Source organism: Longispora albida DSM 44784, from assembly GCF_000379825.1.
GTDB classification, from domain to species: Bacteria; Actinomycetota; Actinomycetes; order Mycobacteriales; family Micromonosporaceae; genus Longispora; species Longispora albida.
In genome coordinates, this window is record NZ_KB903834.1 from 134,330 (window position 1) to 149,603 (window position 15,274).

Genomic DNA, 15,274 nt, shown 5'->3' on the forward strand with positions numbered 1-15,274 from the left:
CCCCTCTGTCCCACGTTCGATAAAGATCACGAGATCACCTGGGGGGCGTGCAGGGGGCAGGCTGAGCGGACGGGGCACGAGCGGCAGTGGTCGCCGGCGATGGCCATCACTGTCGCGCCGCGCACCGTCTCTCCCGCCTGCTCGACGAGTTTGCGGCCCCATGCCGGGTCCTCGGCGTCCGCGAGCGGGCGCTGGCGCTTCTCCGGGTCCTTGAGCCGCAGCCGGACCAGCGCGGCGCCGCCCGAGGGACCCGCCGGGCCGAACGCTCCGGCTTCGATGGCCGCCTGGTACGTGGCGAGCTGCTTGCTGGCCTCGGCGTCCTCGGCGGCCCTGCCGGTCTTGAAGTCGTACACGACGAGGCGGCCCTGGTCGTCGGCCTCCAGCCGGTCCACCCGGCCGGCCAGCTCGACCCCGTCACCGAAGTCGACCGTGAAAGCCGTCTCCACACCCCTGATCCGGGCCTGCCTGCCCTCGCCCCAGGCCAGCAGCCGGTCGATCATCGACTCGACGTCGGACCACTGGCGCTGCGAGTACCACTTCGCGCCCGTGTCGATCTGCGCGTACCTGCGGCGCACCTCGTCGAAGATCTCCGCCCGCGAGATGCCCGGCTGCGCGGACAGCTCGGCGGCGAAGTGCACGAGGGTACCGATCGACCCGGCCGGGCTCGGCACGTCCCCGCCGTGCCGGCCGAGCAGCCAGCGCAGCCCGCAGGTGAGCACGGTGTCCACAGTGGAAGGTGAGACGCGGGCCCGCTCGCCGGGCAGCGCGAGCGGCCGGTCGTCGGAGAGCGCTGGCAGGCCCCACCACTCGTCGGGATGCGCGCCCGGTACGCCGTGGTCGGCCAGCGCGGCGAGCTGACGGGCGGCCTCCGGGTCGGGCAGGCGGCCACGCAGTTCGGCGACCACACCGGCCAGGGTCAGCGAGCGGGGCAGCCGGGCATGGCTGACCACTGTCGTCTCCGGCAGCTCCGAGCGCACCTGCAACTCGTCCAGGAACCGGCTGGGCTGCTCTTCCCGGTCAGCCACCGCCGTCACGATCAGTTTCTTCGCCGCCCGCGTCACGGCGACGTGGAACAGGCGGCGCTCCTCGTCGAGCAGAGCGGTGATCGAAGTCCCCGCCCGGCCAGCCGCGATGTCGACCAGGTGTTCCGAGCCGAGCAGCGAGCCACGCGGCTTCAGGTTCGGCCAGATCCCTTCCTGTACGCCGGCGACAGCCACCACGTCCCACTCCAGCCCCTTCGCCGAGTGGGCGGTGAGAATCCGGACTGCCTCGCCACGGTCGGCGGACGGCGCGGCGGAGTCGGCGGGGAGTTCCTGGCCGAGAATGTGGTCGAGGAACAGGCTCGCGCCAGCCCCCGGCAGCCGGTCGGTGAACCGGCCAGCCGTCTCGAACAAGGCCACGACGGCGTCGAGATCCCGGTCGGCGGCGGCACCGTCGTCGCCACCGCCGAGCGCGGCGGCCTCCCAGCGCCCGGCCAGCCCGCTCTCCTGCCAGACGGCCCAGAGAATGTCCTCAATAGAGCCTGCGGTATCGCGGGCGACCCGGAGGAGACTGCTGATCCGATGGACGGGCCCGGCCCAATCTGCGGCTTCCTGTTCGGGTGGAGGCTCGGCGATCAGGGCCGGAAGCGGGCCAGCCTGGGCGAGACGGCGCTCGGCGAGCGGGTCAGCCCCGCCGAACGGTGAACGGACCAGCATCAGAGCCGTCTCGTCGTCCAGCCTGCCCGGCTCGACGGCGCACGCGATCAGGGTCAGGAGCGCCCGTACGGCGGGCTGGGCCGGGAGCGGCAGGTCGTCAGCGGCGACCTCGACCGGCACGCCGGCCATCGACAGCGCCCGGCGGAGCGGGCCGAGGGTGGCCGCCGTCGACCGGACCACCACGGCCATCCGCGACCAGGGGATGCCGGTGAGGAGGTGGGCGGCTCGCAGCCGGTACGCGATGAAATTGGCTTCCTCGCTGACCGAGTGCAGCAAGGCGACCTCGAAGTCGCCGCCCAGCGGACCTGGGGCTGGGCGGCGGGCGACCGCGCCGCGCAGGCGGATGCGAGAAGTGGCGGCGAACAGCTTCCCGCCCTGCCGCCACGATTGTCCAAGATGGACAGTCTCGGGCGCGAACGTGCGCAGGCCCTCGGGATCGGCACCACGGAAGGTGAAGGTGGCGGAGGCAGGATCGGCGAAACCGATCGCGGTGGCCGTGACGAGCCGGAGCAGTTCGAGCTGGGCCGGGTCGGTGTCCTGAACCTCGTCGGCGTAGACGTGCTGGAGCCTGGCCCGCTCGTCAGCCAGCAGCTCCGGATCAGCGTTCAGCTCGCCGATGGCGGCCCGGATCAGCTCGGCCGGGTCATAGCCGCTCGGATCACGAAGCAGGCGAACATCAATGTACTCATCGAGGAAACGCGCCGCGGCCACCCAGTCGGCCCGCCCGTGCTGACGGCCCCACGCGGCCAGCTGTCCAGGCGCTATGCCCCGCTCGACGGCGCGCAGCAGCAGGTCACGCAACTCCGTCGCGAAGCCGCGCGTGAGCAGCGCCGGCCGCAGGTCGGCAGGCCAGTCCTCCCGCCCGTCCTCCAGCGCGCCCCGGATCAGCTCCCTGATGATCAGGTCCTGCTCGGGACCCGTGATCAACTTCGGCGCCGGGTCACCCCGCCGGGACGCGGCCAGCCGGAGCAGCGAGAAGGCGTACCCGTGCGGCGTCCGCACCAGCGGCTCGGCGACCGTGCCCACCGAGGCGACCCTGGCCGAGATCCGGTCCTTGAGCGCCGCGGCGGAACGCCGGCTGAACGCCCACACCAGCACCCGGCCGGGATCCGCACCCTCAGCCACCCGCTGCGCGACGCACTCGACGAGGGTGCTGGTCTTACCAGTGCCAGGGCCACCCAGGACGAGCAGCGGGCCTGAATGCGCGATCACGGTGCGCTGGGCCGGGTCGGCAGCCAGCGCGGCGGGCACCCGCCCCAGCGCACGCCGCCGCACCAGCCGATAAGTCACCAGCCCATCCTGCACTGTGTCTTCGGGGTTGGTTGAGCTGCCCCTTGAGCAGGTTCCCTTCGCGCTCCGGCCCCTGGGGACCGGAGGACGAGTGCCGGCGCTTCACGGTTACCCCGGTAGCGGTCGCGGCAACACTGGGGCTCGGTCCCAGGCCGGCCACCACGGGTGGTAACCGTGAAGCGCCGGCAGACGTCGTGCGGGTAACGGCGGCTGGGCACGGGGTTGGCGGGCGGCCCGCGGTTCGCTTCGCGCGGAGGCCCCTCGGGGCCGGAGCGCGAAGGGAACCTGCCTGAGCGGGCCGCCCGCCAACCCCCAGCAAGCTCAGCTCACCTGTTGCGGGGATGCTGCTTGGCCATGCGCTCGTTGCCCCGGCGGTAGTTGCCCGTCCAGCGGGCCATGACCAGCTGGGGGTCGTCGCCGACCTCCTCCAGGAACTCGGCCGCCCGGCCGCCCCTGAGCACCGTGGCTGACCGGCCGTGATGCGTGATCACCACGGAGCCGTCGGCTCGCTCGGTGTAGTCGAAACCCTGAGGCGCTCCCATGAGCCCCGACGCTATCGGCCCGGGCAAACAGATTTCGGCGTGCGCTGTGGTGCGCGTCAGGGAGCTGTGGTGCGTTTGGGGCGGAGGGAAAGGCCGGTCGGGAAGGAGGCAAAAGGCAGACAAACCGTCTACGCTCGCGCTGTGCAGCAGACCACACCAGCCTCCACCCGAGCCCATCTGCCCACGCCAGCCGGAATCGCCGCCGGGCATCCAGCGACCACCCAGGCGGGGGCACAGATCCTCGCGGCGGGCGGCAGTGCTGCGGACGCGGCCGTCGCAGCGGTCCTCGCGAGCTGCGTCGCGGAGACGATCCTCACCGGGCTGGGCGGCGGAGGCTTCGCCACCTACTACGACGCGGCGACGGGTGAGGTCACCTGCCTCGACTTCTTCTGCTCCGTACCGGGGCTGGGCGCCGACCGTGAGCCGGAGCCGATGACCCCGATCAGCGTCGAGTTCGGCGGGGTGCCGATCCCCTACTCGGCCGGCGGGCCCAGCGTCGGCGTCCCCGGCGTACCGGCCGGCTGTGGCGAGCTGCACCGCCGCTGGGGCCGGCTGGACTGGGCCGACGTGGTGAAGCCGGCGATCGAGCTGGCCAAGGCCGGCGTACCGCTGCCGGAAGCCCAGGCCGTCTCCCTGATCTCGATCGCGCCGGCCCTGCTGCCGGGCGAGGGCGCAGCGATCTACGCGCCGGGCGGCAGGCTGCTGGCCGGCGGCGAGGTGCTCTTCCACCCCGGGCTGGCGGCGACCCTGAGTCTCCTGGCCCAGGAGGGCCCGGCGCTGTTCTACACGGGCTCGGCGGCCAAGCTCGCCGCCGACTGCGTGGCGGCCGGTGGCGGGGTGCTGACGGAGGCGGACCTGGCCGGGTACACGGTGAATGCTGTTCCGGTCTTCTCCACGTCCTTCGCTGGGCACACCGTGCACGCGCGGGCCGATCTCAACCGGACGATCGAGACCCTGGCCCGGGTCGAGCACACCGACCCGGTGAGCGTCGCGCGGGCGTTGGAGGACCCGCTGCCGCAGAAGGTCGGCGACACGACGAATGTGTCCGTTGTGGACGGTGACGGCAACGCGTGTGTCGTGACGACCACGATGGGCATCGGCTCTGGCGTGTGGCTGCCAGGGATGGGCGTCCACCTGAACTCGATGCTCGGCGAGGGCGAGCTGCTCACCCCGGGCCTCGGGCCGGGCGGGCGGATGTCGAGCATGATGTGCCCGCTGGTCGTCACCGGCGAGCTGCCGGGCGGCGGACGCGGCCTGGTCCTGGCGGCCGGGTCGGCCGGAGCCTCCCGGATCCGCACGGCGCTGCTGCACACCCTGATCGGCGTGCTCGACCGGGGACTCAGCACAGTGGACGCGATTGCCCGGCCCCGCTTCCACCCTGCGGGCGGGGTGCTCCAGGCGGAGCCGGGGCTGCCCGACGAGGATCTGCTGGCACTGGCCGCCGCCGGATACCAGATGCGGGTCTGGGGCGCGCTCGACCACTACTTCGGCGGGGCCAGCGCGGTCGGCCTGGCCGGTGCCGCTGGCGACCCGCGACGGGGCGGCACCGGCATCCTGCTCTGAGCTCGCCTTGGCTGCTCTGGGCCAGTCTTGGCTGCTCTGGGCCGGTCAGGGCTGCTCTGGTTCCGGGGTGTGGCCGATCGCGGTCGCGGGGGCCGGCACCTCGGCGCGGTGACGGCTGCGGGCTGCCGCCAGCGCGTACGAGAGCGGCAGGATCATGGCCAGCAGTACCAGGTGCGGGAAGAACTCCGTGGCGTCGGTGATCTCGAAGCTGGAGTTCGTGCCGGGGCGAAGCGGCGCGTCGGTCATGAGCAGCGTCTCCGGCACGAGCCGGTACAGGGACGCGGCCGGGACGTAGTCCCTGCCGAAGTGGAGCCAGACGTAGGCGATGACAGCCACGTGCAGGCTCGCCAGCATGCCCGCCACGGCGGTGACGTACCCCAGCCACCGGCTGCGCCGGGCGAGCCAGAAGCCGGCCAGCGTGACGACGCCGAAGACCGACAGCCACAGCCAGCCCACGAGGAGCATCGTCCTCGGGCCGGCCCCGAGCACCTCGAAGAAGCTGTCGCTGTCCACGAGGGACAGCGGGCCGAGCACACCCAGGGCCGTCGCCGCGAGCACCCACAGCACGCTCAGGATCGATGGCACGGCGTTCGCTGGCGCCCGCCTGCCGAGCAGGCTGCCCAGCATCCACAGCCCGCTGCCCACCGACAGCAGGCCGGCAGCCAGCCCGAGACCTGGGCTTCCGCCGCCCAGGATGCCCTGCGAGATGCCCCCGGCGAGGAGCACGAGGACGCAGCCGGACACCGGGAGGACTGTCGCCAGCCCGGCCAGGCCGAGCTGCCTGACCGAGGCCAGCCCCAGGCCGACGATGGCCGGGCGCTCCCCCGGCAGCTTGTCCCGCACGGGCCGCTGCCAGGCCAGGCTCAGGGCGAACGCGAGCTGCCGCCAGGCCGAGCCCTCCAGCGCGGCGATCTCGCCTACCCATTCACGGGCCAGCTCTTCCCTGTACTGGACGGGCCAGCGCGCCGCGGCCGTGCGCAGCAGCCAGCCGGTCAGCCGGCGGCTCACCATGCCAGGCTCGCCTCGGTGGCGGGGCTGCGCTTGCCCCGGAGCGAGCGGACCGCCTCGGCCGAGCGGGCCGCGCCCTCCGGCGTGAGCCGGTAGTACTTGCGCGGCGGCCGGCCGGCCTCTGCCGGATCGACCTGCTCCCAGTGCGGCTCGACCCAGCCGGCCTCGGTGAGCCTGATCAGGATCGGATACAGGCTGCCGCTGGCCAGGCCGGTCTCGCGCATCAGATCGAGGCCGTAGCGCTCGGCCGTCACGTCGGCGAAGAAGGCAGCGAGGACCTTCGTCACCGGCACCGTCAATCGAGGTCCCTGAGTCACCCCAGAAACTCTACATAGGGGTATCGCGTCTGTCTACATAGGTGCCGAGCTGGATATTCAGCGGGGAGGCCCGGGCGGATCAGGACTCGGGGTACCAGGCGTAGCGGGTCATGTTCACCTTGTCGGTGCGGAACAGCACGCCCTCGGCCATCAGCCGCTGCATGGCCTTCTGCTCGTGGCCGGGGACCAGCCTGCCGTTCGCCGCGACGACCCGGTGCCACGCGACGGCCGCGCCGTGCTGGGCCATGACCTGGCCGACCAGCCGGGCCGAGCCGATGCCCAGGTAGTCGGCGATCGCGCCGTAGGACATCACCCGGCCCTCGGGGATCCGCTCGACCAGGGACAGCACAGCCTCGACGACATCCATGCCGACCAGCGTAGAAGAATGGGCACCGTGCGTGAAACCGTGACCGCCGCCCGCCGGATCGTCGTCAAGATCGGATCCTCCTCGCTGACCACCGCCGCCGGGGGCCTCGACCCTGCCAGGGTCGACGCGCTCGCCGACACCCTCGCGGCCCGCCATGCCGCCGGGGCGGAGATCGTGCTCGTCTCCTCCGGCGCCATCGCCGCGGGCCTGGCCCCGCTCGGCTTCCCACGCCGGCCACGTGACCTGGCCAGCCAGCAGGCCGCGGCGAGCGTCGGGCAGGGCCTGCTGATCAACCGGTACACGCAGTCGTTCGCCCGGTACGGGCTGCGCGTCGGCCAGGTGCTGCTCACCGTCGACGACCTGATCCGCCGCGTGCACTACCGCAACGCGCACCAGACGCTGACCACGCTCCTGTCGCTCGGTGCGCTGCCCATCGTCAACGAGAACGACACCGTCGCCACGGACGAGATCCGGTTCGGGGACAACGACCGGCTCGCGGCTCTCGTCGCGGCTCTCGTGCACGCCGACCTGCTCGTCCTGCTGTCCGATGTGGACGCTCTGTACTCCGGCCCGCCCGGCAGGCCCGGCGTCACCCGCATCGACGAGGTGCGCTCGTTCGACGACCTCGGCGGGATCGAGATCGGGAAGGCCGGGGCGGCCGGCGTCGGTACCGGCGGCATGATCACCAAGATCGAAGCTGCCCGGATCGCCACCCACTCCGGCATCCCCGTCGTGCTGACCGGGGCGCCCCACGCGGCGGCGGCGCTGGCAGGGCAGCCCGTCGGTACGCTATTCCACCGCCAGCGCCGCCGCCCGGCATCCCGGCTCTTCTGGCTGGCCCACGCGACCACCCCGCGCGGCCAGCTCCACCTCGACGAGGGGGCGGTGGCGGCTGTCGTGCAGCGGCGCGCGTCGCTGCTGCCGGCCGGGGTGACCGCCGTGAACGGCACCTTCGCGGCTGGCGACCCGGTGGACCTGCTTGACCCGGCAGGCAACGCCGTCGCCCGGGGCCTGGTCAACTACGACGCGGCCGAGCTGCCGGCCCTGCTCGGCCGGTCGACCCGCGAGCTCGGACCCGGCTACGACCGCGAGCTGATCCACCGGGACGACATCGCGCTGCTGTAGCTCCCAGCGCCGGTCAGCCCGGGACCTTGCCGCAGGTGAGTGATCGTTTTGGCCGGGACTAGGCTTCTGTCATGACTGACGTCGACACCGCTGCCCGGGCCGCCAGGAAGGCTGCCGCCACCCTCGCGATCACGCCGCGCGCGGCGAAGGACGCGGCGCTGCACGGCATGGCGGTGGCCCTGCTGAACAGTACGAAGAAGATCCTGGCCGCCAACGAGCAGGATCTCGCGGCTGGGCGCGCCGCCGGTTTCGATCCGGCACTGCTGGACCGGCTGGCGCTGAACGAGACGCGGATCGAGGGCATCGCGGCCGGGCTGCGGACGGTGGCCGGGCTGCCAGACCCGGTCGGCGAGGTCGTGCGCGGCTCGACCCTGCCCAACGGGCTGGAGCTGCGGCAGCTGCGCGTGCCGTTCGGCGTGGTCGGCATCATCTACGAGGCCCGGCCCAACGTGACCGTCGACGCGGCAGGCCTGTGCCTGAAGTCTGGCAACGCCGCGCTGCTGCGTGGCTCGTCCTCGGCCAGGCACTCCAACGCCGCGCTGGTCGAGGTGCTGCGTGAGGCCCTGGCGAACCACGGCCTGCCCGCCGACGCCGTGCAGCTGCTCGACAGCGAGACCAGGGAGAGCGTGCAGCAGCTCATGCGGGCGCGCGGCCTGGTCGACGTGCTCATCCCGCGCGGCGGCGCCGGGCTGATCCGCACGGTTGTCGAGGGTTCGACGGTGCCGGTGATCGAGACCGGCGTCGGGGTCTGCCACATCTACGTCGACGCCGAGGCCGACCTCGACATGGCGCTCGCGATCGTGCTCAACGCGAAGGTGCAGCGGCCGAGCGTCTGCAACTCCGCCGAGACCCTGCTGGTGCACCGGGCGGTGGCCGGCGAGTTCCTGCCGAGGGCGCGTGCCGCGCTCCAGGAGCAGGGCGTGACCATCCACGATGGAGACCACGGGACCGAGTTCCTCTCGCTCGACATCTCGATCGCTGTGGTCGACTCGCTGGACGCCGCGCTGGAGCACATCTCCGAGTACGGGACGGGGCACTCCGAGGCCATCGTGACCCGTTCGCAGGCCACGGCCCGGGCGTTCGCTGCCCGCGTCGACGCCGCCGCCGTGCTGATCAACGCGTCGACGCGGTTCACGGACGGCGAGGAGTTCGGCTTCGGGGCGGAGATCGGGATCTCCACCCAGAAGCTGCACGCCCGGGGGCCGATGGGGCTGCCGGAGCTGACGTCGACGAAGTACATCGTGACCGGCGACGGGCACATCCGGGGCTAAGAGGTCCCAACTCAATGACTGGCGGCGCTCTGGCGGCCCCAGAAGACGACCGGACTGCGCAGAATTCAGGGCCGGATACAACACCGGTATCCGGCCCTGAATTCTGCTTGCCGGCCGCCTCCTGGACCTCGCCATAGCACCACCGCCATTGAGTTAGGACCTCTAGAGGTCCTAACTCTGTGCGTACCCGATGCTCAGCCCGGCCGCTGACACGGTCAGGCTGAGCCCGGTCAGGTCGGGTACCCACATGCTGGCCTGCCGGGCCTGGCCGCCCCGGCCGATCGAGGCCATCCCGGCAGCGGCCGCGGCGGCGAGCCCGGCCGGGGCGTCCTCGACGACGACGCACTGGTCCGGGGCGTAGCCGAGCATCGCTGCCGCCTTCAGGTACCCCTCCGGGTCTGGCTTGCCCCGTGGCGTGTCCTCTGCGGTGAGGAAGACGTCCGGCCGGGGCAGCCCTGCCGCCGCCAGCCGCCCTTCGGCGACGAGCCGGGTACCCGAGGTGACCACAGCCCAGCGCCCGGCCGGCAGCGCCGCGAGGAGTTCGGGGGCGCCCGCCACCGGTTCCAGCCCGGTGAACTCGCGTTCCTCGACGGCGATGATCTCGGCGGCTCCCGCCTCGGCGTCCATCTCGGGGGCGAGCAGCCGGATCAGGTCGGCCTCACGCCGGCCGTGGGACAGTTCGACGGCCCGGTCGGCGTCCAGCCCGTACCCGGCGGCCCAGGTCCGCAGGATCCGCTCGATCAGTGGCAGGGACTCGACGAGGACACCGTCCAGGTCGAAGAGCATCGCTTCACATTCGATCCGCATAGCGATCAAGGATGCCCCAGGCGGCCGGGTGACGCCCCGGCTGGCCTCGCGGGGAACTCCGATCTCCGCGAGGCCAGTGCTCACCAGGTACGAGCAAAGGGTTTAGAACTGGAGCGACCAGGCGTCGATCTTGCCGACGTCCTGGGACGCGACGTCCTGGACCCGCAGCTTCCATGTCCCGTTGGCGTTCGCCGGGACGGTCGCCGAGTAGGTGGCCAGCACGTTGTCGCCGCTGTCGTTGTTGGGGAAGTCCTGGAGCACGACGGTCGTGCCGTCCGGCTTGACCAGGCTGACGACCAGGTCACCGCGGTAGGTGTGCTTGATGTCGACGCTGACGCTGACCGTGGTCTTGCCGCTGACGTTGCTGACCGTGATCGGGCTCTCCACAGTGGTGTTGTCGGAGATCGTCACGTCGGCCAGGTTCTCGAAGCGCGGGCCGGGCGGCTCGCCGGTGCCGCAGTACTGGCCCTGTTTGCCGATCGCCCGGTATGGGCAGTCGGCGTACTCGGCCAGCTTCAGCACGGCTTCCTTGTTCCGGGAGGTCTGCGTGCCGATCACCTCGTCGGGCGGGTAGAAGCCGTAGGAGCCGCCGTACATCTCGAAGGTGTAGGCGAAGATCCGCTGGCTGCCCCACAGCCAGTCCAGGATGTCCCCGTCGGTGATGTAGAGATCGCTGGACTGCTCGGCCGTGTAGCTGTTCGACGAGGCCATCTGCTGCCCGATGGTCTGGAACGTGTTGTACTCGTCCGCGCTCATCCCGGTCGTCGTGGTCGCCGTCGTGTACCCGAACGGCCACAGCACCAGCTCACCGTACGTGTGGAAGTCGATGGCCACCTTGATCTGCTGCTTGCCGCCGACGACGCGCGACTTCACCCAGTCGGAGTACTTCCGCGACTCGGGGGCCGAGAACGGCGTGGTGCCACGGTACGTCTCGCTCGACGTCGAGCCGGACGAGCCGCCGCAGCAGTTCCACTTGTAGTCCCAGTTGCGGTTGAGGTCGGTGCCCACGTACGACGATCCGCTGTTGGGCTGGCGGTTCTTGCGCCAGGACCGGTAGGAGCCGGTGGCGATGTCGTACTCGCCGCCGTCCGGGTTCACGTCCGGGATGATCCAGAACTCGCGGGTGTTGATCAGGTTCGTGATCCGGGTGTCCGTGCCGTACCCGTCGGTGAGCATCTTCATGATGTAGATGGCCATCTCGACGGTCAGGTGCTCACGGGCGTGCTGGTGGGCGTTGAAGACGATCTCCGGTTCGTCCTCGTCCGTGGCCACGTTGTCCGAGATCTTGATCAGGAAGAGGTCGCGGCCCTCGTGCGAGGTGCCCAGGCTCATCTTCCGGAAGATCGACGGCTTGGCCGCCGCCAGGTTGTTGATGACCGTGGTCATCTCGGCGTAGTCGTGGTAGCCGGAGTCCGAGGACGGGAAGCCGAACGTCCCGGTCACGCCGTGCTCTTCGCGCTTCGGCTGCGGCACGGCCTGGAAGCCCAGGCCGGCGATCTTCTTCAGCTCCGACGGGGTGGCCGTGACGAACACCTTGCCGTGTTCGACCAGGTCGATCGCCGCTCCGGTCTGGGCGATGGCCTGCACGTCGGCCCTGCTCTTCGGTCCGATCAGGACATACTCCGCCGACGCGTCGTCAGCGGGCTCGGTCTTCGGTCCGGCGGTCGCCGGGGTGGACAGTGCCGCGGCCAGCACGACGGCCAGCCCGGCGAACAACCACCACCTGCGTTTGCTGCTCATGGCGCCTCCCAGGGGCTCATGTCCACACAGGTGAGGGGGCCTGCATGGTGGAGCCACTGAAGCACCACGCGAAGATCAGTTCAATATATCTGCAAGTGTGAATGATTCACACTGTTGCACGTTTAAGCCCCAGGTGTGCGTTCACACCTGGGGCCTGGAAAAACACTTCCATCTAGTACGTGGGCAGCGACGGGTCCACTGTGTTCACCCAGGCGAGCACGCCGCCCTGGACGTGCACGGAGTCCTTGAACCCGGCGGCCTTCAGCGCGGCCAGCGCCTCGGCCGAGCGCACACCCGACTTGCAGTGCAGCACGATCTGCCTGTCCTGCGGGAGCGTGGCCAGCGCCGAGCCGTTCAGGATCTCGCCCTTCGGGATGAGCACGCTGCCCGGGATCCGCACGATCTCGTACTCGGCCTGCTCCCGCACGTCGACCAGGTAGAACTCCTTGCCGGCGTCGAACATCTCCTTGAGCTCGGCCGCGGTGATCGTCGCGCCGTCGGCGGCCTCCTGGGCCTCGGCCGAGACCGCGCCGCAGAAGTCGTCGTAGTCGATGAGCCCGGTGATCGTCGGGTTCTCGCCGCACAGCGCGCAGTCCGGGTCCTTGCGGACCTTCACCGAGCGGTACGTCATCTCCAGGGCGTCGTACACCATCAGCCGGCCCACCAGCGGCTCGCCAACCCCGGTGAGCAGCTTGATCGCCTCGGTGACCTGGATCGAGCCGATGCTCGCGCACAGCACGCCGAGCACGCCGCCCTCGGCGCAGGACGGGACCATGCCGGGCGGCGGAGGCTCCGGGTAGAGGCAGCGGTAGCAGGGACCGTGCTCGGCCCAGAACACGCTGGCCTGGCCGTCGAACCGGTAGATCGAGCCCCACACGTACGGCTTGCCGAGCAGCACCGCGGCGTCGTTCACCAGGTACCTGGTGGCGAAGTTGTCGGTGCCGTCGACGATCAGGTCGTACTGGCCGAAGATCTCGAACACGTTGTCGTTGTCGAGCGCCGTGTTGTGGATGACCACGTTCACCAGCGGGTTGATCTCCCGGATGGTGGCAGCTGCCGACTCGGCCTTCGGCCGGCCGATGTCCGACTGGCCGTGGATGATCTGACGCTGGAGGTTCGACTCGTCGACCGTGTCGAACTCGACGATGCCGAGGGTGCCGACGCCGGCGGCAGCCAGGTACATCAGGGCCGGGGAGCCGAGGCCGCCCGCGCCGACGCACAGGACGCGGGCGTTCTTCAGCCGCTTCTGGCCGTCCATCGCCACGTCGGGAATGATCAGGTGCCGGCTGTACCGCCGGACCTCGTCCACGGTCAGCTCTGCCGCTGGTTCGACAAGCGGGGGCAGTGACGTCACAACAGGGCCTTTCCTGTTTCGGAGTCGGGCGCCGGGCGGTGGCGAGGTGTCATCTGCCATTCTGCCGCGCCCGCTCGCCGTTCGGCGGTGACGGGGGCCTCAGTTTCACCCGGTCAGCCCGAGGTCAGCCCAGCGTCAGCCGCGGAGGCGTCAGTTTCCCGGGGTGTAGGAGCCGGGCGGGCCGGTCAGCCGCCTGCCGTCGACGTACGGCCAGGCGTTCGGCGTGCAGCCGTACATCCCCAGGGTCTGCTGGAGCATCACCGGCCCGAGGGAGCCTGCCGCCGGGCAGCGCTCGTGGCCGAAGCCGAACTGGTGGCCGGTCTCGTGGTTGAGCACGTACGCCTGGTAGACCGGCAGCGGGGCGCCGTAGTCGGGTACCGCGGTCAGCCAGCGCGACAGATTGATGATCACCTTGCCGCCGAGCCTGCACGACGTGAGCCGGTCGGTCTTCAGCCCGCCCTCGGCGCACATCTTCTCCGAGGTGGCCTCGGTCGCGAGGTAGATGACGAACTCCTCGCCAGCCACCACCCGCTGGAGCCGCACGTCCCCGCCGGCCGTCCAGCCCCGCGCGTCACCGAAGATCTTGTCGACCTCGGCGGCGAAGGCCACGGCGTCCTGCTGGCTCTCGTTCTCCACGGCCACCTTGAACCCGCGGAGCTTGCCGGACTTGCCGAGTATCGGCCCGGCCCCCGGCGCGTAGCTGAACGTGCCCGGGCCGGACCGCGGGTAGCTCTGCGCTCCGGCGACAGGGGAGACCGCCACTGTGGACGGCTCCGGCTGGGGCTTGGGCTCGACCGGCTTGATCTCGGCCTGCTGTGTGACGGCCGGCTTGGGCTCCGCGGCCGCAGGTACCGGATCGGGCTTCCCCAGGCCGCGCACGAAGTCGACGGTGACGAGACTCGCGGCGACGAGCAGCATGACCAGGGTGACCGTGCGACGGCGGCGGCGCATCATCTCCAGCCGCCGCTCGGCGCGCGCGTCCGCAGCGGCGGCGGCGCGGGTCCCGTTCCTGGTCATGACCCAACCCTGACATGCGACACGCCGGGCCGAACGGCGCCACGCCGGGATAATCGATCAAGCCCGGACAGCAATCCGGGCATGTGCGCAGGAAAGCGGACATGCCCGGTTGACAGATAGCTGACTCGGTGCTGCCTAGCCGGCGGTGAAGCCGACCGTGCGGGAGACCGGCTCGGCGATCTCGACGTAGGCGAGCTTCTCGACCGGCACGATCACCCGGCGGCCCTTCTCGTCTTCCAGGGTGAGCACCTTCGAGCCCTCGAGCGCCGACACGACGGCCTGCTCGATCTCCTCCGGGGTCTGGGTGCTCTCCAGCTGCAGCTCGCGCGGTGCGAACTGCACGCCGATCTTGACCTCCACGTGCCCTCCTGCTGTCTCGTTCCCAAGCCGTGCGCCCGGACCGGACACCAGCCCGGCCGGACATTCAACGACATTCAACCCGGACCCGCAGCGCTGCTATTCCGCCGGGCCGGTCACTCGTGTCTCACTCGTCCGCGAAGTCGGCCGGGTGCTCGCCGCCCTGGAGCGGGAAGTTGGAGATGCCGCGCCAGGCGAGCGTGGCCATCAGGCCGACGGCCTCCTGCTTGGGGAGCTGCTGGCCGGACGTCAGCCAGTACCTGGCGGCGATCTCCGCGGCCCCGGTCAGGCCCACGGCAAGCAGCTCGGCGCGCTCCCGGGTGACGCCGGTGTCCGCGGTGATCGTCTCGGTGATGGCGGCGATGCAGCCCTGCTCGACCCGGTCGACGCGTTCGCGGACGGCGGGGTCGTTGCGCAGGTCGGACTCGAAGACCAGCCGGTACGCCTCGCCGTTGCCGTCGACGAAGTCGAAGTAGGCCTGCATGGCGGCCTGGACCCGGATCTTGTTGTCCGTGATCTCGGCCATCGAGTCGACGAGCTTGCGGACGAGGGCGTCGCAGTGCACGTCCAGCAGCGCCAGGTACAGCTCCAGCTTGCCGGGGAAGTGCTGGTAGAGCACCGGCTTGGACACACCGGCCCGCTCGGCGATGTCGTCCATCGCAGCGGCGTGGTAGCCCTGCGCGACGAACACCTCCTGCGCTGCGGCGAGTAGTTGCTTGCGCCGGGCAGAGCGTGGCAGCCGGACAGGGCGGCCAGCCGTCTGCGCACCGGCGGTCGGGGCCGCGGCCATGAGTGTCACCTCCGTCATCGCCGGGCTCA

The 15,274-nt window shown here is 71.0% G+C and carries 14 protein-coding genes; 3 read left to right on the forward strand and 11 right to left on the reverse strand.

Annotated features, from left to right (window positions below; all coding sequences use genetic code 11):
• Positions 1 to 26: 26 nt before the first annotated feature.
• Together A3G1_RS0121100 and A3G1_RS0121105 are read right to left on the reverse strand one after the other, a co-directional pair.
• Positions 27 to 2,948 (reverse strand): ATP-dependent helicase, encoded by a 2,922-nt coding sequence (locus A3G1_RS0121100; RefSeq protein ID WP_040479228.1) that lies wholly within the window; start codon positions 2,946 to 2,948, stop codon positions 27 to 29.
• A 365-nt stretch (positions 2,949 to 3,313) separates the two neighbouring features.
• Entirely contained in the window at positions 3,314 to 3,529 is a 216-nt protein-coding gene (locus A3G1_RS0121105) for a hypothetical protein (RefSeq protein ID WP_018351474.1), read from the reverse strand.
• A 141-nt stretch (positions 3,530 to 3,670) separates the two neighbouring features.
• Here A3G1_RS0121105 and A3G1_RS0121110 point away from each other — a divergent pair, with 141 nt between their 5' ends.
• Positions 3,671 to 5,092: a gamma-glutamyltransferase gene (locus tag A3G1_RS0121110; protein ID WP_018351475.1), complete on the forward strand. Its 1,422-nt coding sequence runs from the start codon at positions 3,671 to 3,673 to the stop codon at positions 5,090 to 5,092.
• 45 nt (positions 5,093 to 5,137) lie between these two features.
• Here A3G1_RS0121110 and A3G1_RS0121115 read toward each other — a convergent pair whose 3' ends face one another.
• From A3G1_RS0121115 to A3G1_RS0121125, 3 genes are all read right to left on the reverse strand, one after another.
• On the reverse strand, positions 5,138 to 6,103 hold the full coding sequence (locus A3G1_RS0121115; RefSeq protein ID WP_018351476.1) for a hypothetical protein: 966 nt from the start codon (positions 6,101 to 6,103) through the stop codon (positions 5,138 to 5,140).
• Complete coding sequence (locus tag A3G1_RS0121120) at positions 6,097 to 6,417, reverse strand: PadR family transcriptional regulator (protein ID WP_040479119.1); 321 nt, start codon at positions 6,415 to 6,417, stop codon at positions 6,097 to 6,099. Before A3G1_RS0121120 ends, A3G1_RS0121115 begins: the two co-directional genes overlap by 7 nt.
• 79 nt (positions 6,418 to 6,496) lie before the next feature.
• On the reverse strand, positions 6,497 to 6,784 hold the full coding sequence (locus tag A3G1_RS0121125; protein ID WP_018351478.1) for an MGMT family protein: 288 nt from the start codon (positions 6,782 to 6,784) through the stop codon (positions 6,497 to 6,499).
• Positions 6,785 to 6,811: 27 nt separating this feature from the next.
• On the opposite strand from A3G1_RS0121125, the gene proB reads away from it, so the two are divergent.
• Together proB and A3G1_RS0121135 are read left to right on the forward strand one after the other, a co-directional pair.
• A complete protein-coding gene (gene proB / locus A3G1_RS0121130; protein WP_026212353.1) occupies positions 6,812 to 7,909 on the forward strand; it encodes a glutamate 5-kinase in 1,098 nt (365 codons plus the stop codon).
• Positions 7,910 to 7,980: 71 nt separating this feature from the next.
• Positions 7,981 to 9,180, forward strand: a complete 1,200-nt coding sequence (locus A3G1_RS0121135) for a glutamate-5-semialdehyde dehydrogenase (protein WP_018351480.1) — start codon at positions 7,981 to 7,983, stop codon at positions 9,178 to 9,180.
• A 171-nt stretch (positions 9,181 to 9,351) separates the two neighbouring features.
• Here A3G1_RS0121135 and A3G1_RS0121140 read toward each other — a convergent pair whose 3' ends face one another.
• The 6 genes from A3G1_RS0121140 to A3G1_RS0121165 all read right to left on the reverse strand — a co-directional run bounded on the left by A3G1_RS0121140 (position 9,352) and on the right by A3G1_RS0121165 (position 15,263).
• Positions 9,352 to 9,987 (reverse strand): HAD-IA family hydrolase, encoded by a 636-nt coding sequence (locus tag A3G1_RS0121140; RefSeq protein WP_018351481.1) that lies wholly within the window; start codon positions 9,985 to 9,987, stop codon positions 9,352 to 9,354.
• A gap of 102 nt (positions 9,988 to 10,089) precedes the next feature.
• Positions 10,090 to 11,727, reverse strand: a complete 1,638-nt coding sequence (locus tag A3G1_RS0121145) for a M14 family metallopeptidase (protein WP_018351482.1) — start codon at positions 11,725 to 11,727, stop codon at positions 10,090 to 10,092.
• Positions 11,728 to 11,899: 172 nt separating this feature from the next.
• Positions 11,900 to 13,141, reverse strand: a complete 1,242-nt coding sequence (moeZ, locus tag A3G1_RS0121150) for an adenylyltransferase/sulfurtransferase MoeZ (RefSeq protein ID WP_083937021.1) — start codon at positions 13,139 to 13,141, stop codon at positions 11,900 to 11,902.
• Positions 13,142 to 13,231: 90 nt separating this feature from the next.
• A complete protein-coding gene (locus A3G1_RS0121155; protein WP_018351484.1) occupies positions 13,232 to 14,098 on the reverse strand; it encodes a DUF3152 domain-containing protein in 867 nt (288 codons plus the stop codon).
• Between the two features lie 135 nt (positions 14,099 to 14,233).
• Entirely contained in the window at positions 14,234 to 14,458 is a 225-nt protein-coding gene (locus A3G1_RS0121160) for a DUF3107 domain-containing protein (protein ID WP_018351485.1), read from the reverse strand.
• A gap of 124 nt (positions 14,459 to 14,582) precedes the next feature.
• Positions 14,583 to 15,263, reverse strand: a complete 681-nt coding sequence (locus A3G1_RS0121165; protein ID WP_211216373.1) for a TetR/AcrR family transcriptional regulator — start codon at positions 15,261 to 15,263, stop codon at positions 14,583 to 14,585.
• Between the last annotated feature and the right edge of the window lie 11 nt (positions 15,264 to 15,274).